The 1,831-nt window shown below is 63.7% G+C and carries 1 protein-coding gene; it reads right to left on the reverse strand.

What is annotated here, in order from left to right:
• On the reverse strand, window positions 1-1,831 hold a 1,831-nt coding region (locus A2J03_RS24805; protein WP_068379402.1), incomplete at both ends, for an MMPL family transporter.

The following is a 1,831-nucleotide window of genomic DNA, read 5'->3' on the forward strand; positions in this document are numbered from 1 at the left end:
TCGACATCGGGAAGGATCTTGTCCAACCACTTCGGCAGCCACCAGGCCTTGTCGCCGAGGAGTGCCATCACCGACGGGATGATGACCATGCGGACGACGAAGGCGTCGAAGAACACGGCCGCAGCCAACGCGAATCCGATCGACTTGATGAACGAGTCGGGCTCGGCCATGAACGCCGCGAACACGGAGATCATGATGACTGCAGCCGAGGTCACGACGCGTGCGCCGTACTTGAAGCCGTTCACGACGGCATCCTTGGCGGCAGCGCCGTGCACGTACTCCTCACGCATTCGCGATACCAGGAACACTTGGTAGTCCATCGCGAGACCGAAAACGACGCCGATGAGGAAGATCGGCATGAAGCTGACGATCGGCTGCGGATTGCTGATCAGTCCGAGTCCACCTTCCTGGAAGATGAACACGGTCGCACCGAACGTGGCGAGCACGCTGAGTAGGAAGCCGACCGTGGCCGTCAAGGGCACGAGAATCGATCGGAACACCAGCATCAGCAGCACGAACGCCAGACCGACAACGACGGCCAGGTACGGCACGAGCGCGTCCTGCAGGCGCTCGGACACGTCGAGTTCGAGCGCGGTCTGTCCCGTCACGCCGTACGAGACGCCAGTGCTTTCCTTGACGCCGGACTCGGCGGCCCGCATGTTCGCGACGAGGTCCTTGGTCTCCTGGCTGTTGGGACCGCTGGACGGTGTGACGAGGATCTGCGCGGTGTCGCCGGCTTCGTTGACCGCGATGATCTGCGCGTTGGTGACGTCGTCCTGTTCGTAGATCGCGTCGACGACCTGGCCGAACGCTGCGGTGCGATCGGCGTCGGCCACATCACTGGCGTCGGCGATCGTCAGAAGCGGTCCGCTCTTACCCGGCCCGAAGCCTTGCTGTTCGAGATCGTAGGCCTTACGAACGGACGTCGACGGGTCGGACGTGGCGATACTCGGCAGCGCGAGCGACAGGCCGGTCGTCGGGCCCGCGATGACTCCCAGGAGCACGATGCCGCCGATGAGGCCGATCGCTGGTCGCTTGACCAAGAACCGAGCCCACCGGAGCCCGTTGGTCGGTGGCGCGTTGGGGTCCTCGGGGTCGGTGGTGTTGACGAACTTGAGCTTGCCTGCGAACGCCTTGCCTTTGTAGAGGCCGAGCATTGCAGGCAGGAACGTCAATGCGATGAGAACAGCAATCAGCACAGCGAAGCCTGCTGCCAGGCCCATCTGCGACAGGAACGGAATCCCGACGACGCGTAGCGCGACGAGTGCAATCAGCACGGTTGCGCCCGCGAATACGACGGCCGAACCGGCGGTTCCGACCGACCGAGCTACCGCCTCCTCGCGATCGTCGGTGAGCGTCAGCTCATGTCGATATCGAGCAAGAATGAACAGTGAGTAGTCGATCGCGACGGCCAGGCCGATCATCACCGCGAGGACGGGTGTGAAAGACGAGAGGTCGAAGAAGCCAGAGGCGGTGGTGATGGCGAGGCTACTGATACCGATTCCGACGATTGCGGTGATCAGCGGCAGGCTCGCTGCTGCTGCTGATCCGAACATGATCAACAGGACGATCGCTGCCACGGCCAATCCGACGATCTCCGATGTGCCACCGGGTGCGCTGTTGTCCTGTGCAACGGTTCCGCCGAGTTCGACGGTCAGGCCCGCGTCGCGAGCCGGTTGAGCCGCATCGTCGAGTGACGTGCGCAGCGCATCGGTGACATCGGCGGCCTCGACGGATATGGGCACGCTCAAGGTACCGATGTTGCCGTTCGGACTCAGGGGCGAGAGCGCTGCAGCGTTCGCGGCTGCGACGTCAGGCGCCGTGCCGTCTT

This window comes from Rhodococcus sp. EPR-157, assembly GCF_001647195.1.
Classification (GTDB): domain Bacteria; phylum Actinomycetota; class Actinomycetes; order Mycobacteriales; family Mycobacteriaceae; genus Rhodococcoides.